Source organism: Mesorhizobium sp. M7A.F.Ca.US.002.01.1.1 (assembly GCF_004022955.1).
Taxonomy (GTDB): Bacteria; Pseudomonadota; Alphaproteobacteria; order Rhizobiales; family Rhizobiaceae; genus Mesorhizobium; species Mesorhizobium ciceri.
This window is the reverse complement of record NZ_RZQE01000568.1, coordinates 1-3,338: the sequence shown is the minus strand read 5'-3', so window position 1 is coordinate 3,338 and position 3,338 is coordinate 1. Positions and strand designations below refer to the sequence as shown.

5 protein-coding genes and 1 pseudogene are annotated in these 3,338 nt (G+C 64.6%); 4 read left to right on the top strand and 2 right to left on the bottom strand.

Annotated elements, in window-relative coordinates; all coding sequences use genetic code 11:
• Positions 1–134 precede the first annotated feature (134 nt).
• Positions 135–830, bottom strand: coding sequence for an ABC transporter ATP-binding protein (locus EN932_RS32055; RefSeq protein WP_063169548.1), 696 nt, complete (start codon positions 828–830; stop codon positions 135–137).
• An 88-nt stretch (positions 831–918) separates the two neighbouring features.
• Here EN932_RS32055 and EN932_RS32050 point away from each other — a divergent pair, with 88 nt between their 5' ends.
• Complete coding sequence (locus EN932_RS32050) at positions 919–1,563, top strand: arylesterase (RefSeq protein ID WP_013528820.1); 645 nt, start codon at positions 919–921, stop codon at positions 1,561–1,563.
• A gap of 125 nt (positions 1,564–1,688) precedes the next feature.
• A complete protein-coding gene (thpR, locus tag EN932_RS32045; RefSeq protein ID WP_063169549.1) occupies positions 1,689–2,285 on the top strand; it encodes an RNA 2',3'-cyclic phosphodiesterase in 597 nt (198 codons plus the stop codon).
• Here thpR and EN932_RS32040 read toward each other — a convergent pair.
• Entirely contained in the window at positions 2,189–2,707 is a 519-nt protein-coding gene (locus EN932_RS32040; protein WP_013528818.1) for a low molecular weight protein-tyrosine-phosphatase, read from the bottom strand. The two genes, thpR and EN932_RS32040, sit on opposite strands and share 97 nt — an antisense overlap.
• A gap of 50 nt (positions 2,708–2,757) precedes the next feature.
• Between EN932_RS32040 and EN932_RS32035 the strand changes: the two genes are divergently transcribed.
• Positions 2,758–3,054 (top strand): 4a-hydroxytetrahydrobiopterin dehydratase, encoded by a 297-nt coding sequence (locus tag EN932_RS32035; protein ID WP_127368611.1) that lies wholly within the window; start codon positions 2,758–2,760, stop codon positions 3,052–3,054.
• 123 nt (positions 3,055–3,177) lie between these two features.
• Positions 3,178–3,338: pseudogene (locus EN932_RS39245) on the top strand (DUF1232 domain-containing protein); the annotation flags it as partial.

The window sequence follows — 3,338 nt, the reverse complement described above, 5'->3', positions numbered from 1 at the left end:
CACCGAGTTGACGCCGCCGATGGCCGCGACGCCGAGCGCGATGCAGGCGAGGAAGATCAGGAAACCGGACAGGCCGCCGCGCATCTCGCGCAGCGAGAAGCGGACAGCGAGCCTCAACGTCCGGGACAGCGGCATCAGGCCGTCACCTTGACCGGCGCCGGTGCCTCGATCCGGCCCGAGTGCATCGAAACCTGGCGCGAACAGCGTGCCGCGAGCGCCGGATCATGCGTCACCAGCACCAGCGTCATGCCGCGCTCGGCCGCCTTCGCAAACAGGAGGTCGGCGACCTGCCGCCCGGTCGCCTGGTCCAGATTGCCGGTCGGCTCGTCGGCGATCAGGATGCGCGGCGACGGCGCCAATGCGCGGGCGATCGCCACGCGCTGCTGCTCGCCGCCCGACAATTCGCCGGGATAGTGGGTGACGCGGTCGCTGAGGCCAACCGCCGCCAGCTCGCGCGCCGCCACCGCGAACGGATCGGAATGGCCGGCCAGTTCCAGCGGCACCGCGACATTTTCGAGCGCCGTCATGTTGGGAATGAGATGGAAGGACTGGAACACGATGCCAATGTTTCGGCCACGAAACGAAGCAATCTGGTCCTCGCTTTTGCCGTTGAGCAGCTCGCCGGCGATTCGGACCGTACCCGAATCGACCCTTTCCAGGCCTGCCAGGACCATCAGCAAGGTCGACTTGCCGGAACCCGAAGGTCCGACGATGCCGGTCGCCTCGCCGGTCGCCACGTCGAGGCTCACCCCCTTCAGCACATGGACCGATGAAGCGCCCTCGCCAAGGGTCAGGGACACGTCTTTCAGCGCGATGACGGCTTCTGTCAAAATGAAATCGTCCTATATCTGGGAATGAAGGCTCTGCTTGCCGGAAGCCGTCGACTGGAGAATTCCTAGCTCATATGGGGCCTGCCGCATGTCTTTCAAACGCAGTATTGCCGCAGGCTTCGTGGTTTTCCTCGCCATTTGCGGCGTCATGTCGTCGGCGCGTGCCGAGCCGTTCAAGATCGTCGGCTTCGGTGACAGCCTGATGGCGGGCTATGGCCTTGGACCCGACCAGGGCTTTACCGACAGGCTGCAGGCAGCGCTTGGCGCCAAAGGCCACGACGTGACCGTCGCCAATGCCGGCGTCTCCGGCGACACGACGAGCGGCGGCCTGGCGCGGCTTGACTGGTCGGTGCCGGACGGCACGCAGCTGGTCATCCTCGAACTCGGCGCCAACGACATGCTGCGCGGCGTCTCGCCCGACATCACCAAAAAGAACCTCGACGAGATGCTGAGCAAGCTGAAGCAGCGCAAGATTGCCGTGCTTCTGGCCGGCATGCGCGCCGCACCCAATCTCGGTCCCGACTACCAGAGCGCCTTCGACGCCATTTTCCCGGACCTGGCGAAGAAATACGACGTCGCGCTCTACCCGTTCTTTCTCGACGGCGTCGCCGGCCAGCCCGGCATGCAGCTCGAGGACGGCCTGCATCCGAGCGCACGAGGCGTCGACCAGATGGTCGAACGCATCCTGCCCGCGGTCGAGAAGGTGATCGCGGCGGTGCCGGGCGATTCCTAGCGGGTTGGAACTGTTTCCGCCCGGCGAGCTTTTAACAGGGACTGTGGCCAACAAACCTCTTGCTCCGTTTGACTATCGATGATTCGCTATGGGTGACAGTTCGATTCGAGGAAGGGAGGCTCTTCATGCCGCGTCTTTTCACCGCCCTCGAAATTCCGCGTGACGCTGCCCTTTCGCTGTCCCTGCTGCGGGGCGGCTTGCCGGGAGCTCGCTGGATCGACGTCGAAAACTACCATCTGACGCTGCGCTTCATCGGCGATGTTCCCGGCCATGTCGCCGACGAGATCGCCAACGCGCTCGACCGCGTCCACCGCCCTTCTTTCTCGCTGGCGCTGACCGGCGTCGGCGCTTTCGGCCAGAAGAAGCCGCATGCGGTGTGGGCGGGCGCTTCCGCCTCGCCCGATCTGGCCGCCCTTCAAGGTGAGGTCGACCGCATCTGCCAGCGGCTCGGCATCCCGGCCGACCCGCGCAAATTCATGCCGCATGTGACGCTGGCGCGCTTGCGCAATTCGACCCCGCTGGACGTTGCCCAATATCTGTCGGCGCGCGGCAATTTCTCGACGCTGCCGTTCCGCATCGGCCGTTTCGTTTTGATGTCGTCGCGCGATTCGGTCGGCGGCGGACCCTACATCGTCGAGGAAGCCTGGCCGCTGTCAGGCACGGACGCCCGCGCCTCCAGCCTTGTCGCCAGCGCCTCCGACGCCTCGCGGATCATGCGATAGGCGGAAGCGAAGGCTTCTGCCTCGTCATGATAAGGATCCGGCACGTCGCGTGCCTTTCCCTGCGCGAATTCCAGGAACAGATGGATACGGTCCTGCACGGCCGCCGGCGCCAGCGCCTTCAGGTCAGCGACATTCGACCGGTCCATGCCAAGGATCAGGTCGAAACGGTGGAGGTCCTGCGGCGTGACCTTGCGCGCCCTCTGCCCGGAAATGTCGACGCCGTGCCGCATGGCGACCGCGATCGCGCGTCGATCGGGGGCAGAGCCGGCCTCCCAGTCACTGGTTCCCGCCGAATCGAGCAGGATATCCCGGGCCGACCCGCGCTCGGCCCAAACGGCGCGGAAGACACCTTCCGCCAGCGGCGACCGGCAGATGTTGCCGAGGCAGACGAAGAGAATGGAATTTATAGGCTTCGCGCTCATCGATCCGTCGCTATGGTGAGGGTCGTTTTCGAATAGCACAGGATAGGGACATGGCGAGAGAGAAACTGGGCAGGCAAGCCGCTGAAGCCGCATTGACGGGCCTCGACGGCTGGGCGCTGGCGAAAGACGGCGCCTCCATCAAGCGCACATTCACCTTCGCGAATTTCTCCGAGGCTTTCGCCTTCATGACCCGCGTCGCGCTTGCCGCCGAGGCGATGGATCATCATCCCGACTGGTCGAATGTCTACAAGACCGTCGACGTGACGCTGAACACCCACGACGCCGGCGGCGTGACTGCGCTCGATATCGATCTGGCCACGAAAATGAACCGTTTTGCCGGCGCCTGAGGCCTGGTATCGCCTCGGCAGGCCCAAATCGGCACCGGCATCTTGTAGCGGGGGTCGGGTTTCACCACATTTTCCCCCGCGGGGCAGGCGCCGGATGCGCATGAGCCCCGCAAGGAGAGACTGATGGCGCAACAATCCGGTTTTGATTTCTTCGGCTTTGGCGGCAAGCCGTCAGACGAGAGCGAAGTGCGCGAGAAATTCTGGCGCACAGCCAAGAAGGCCGCGCGGCAGATCCCCTTCATGGAAGAGGTCGTGGCCGCCTATTATTGCGCCATGGACAAGAA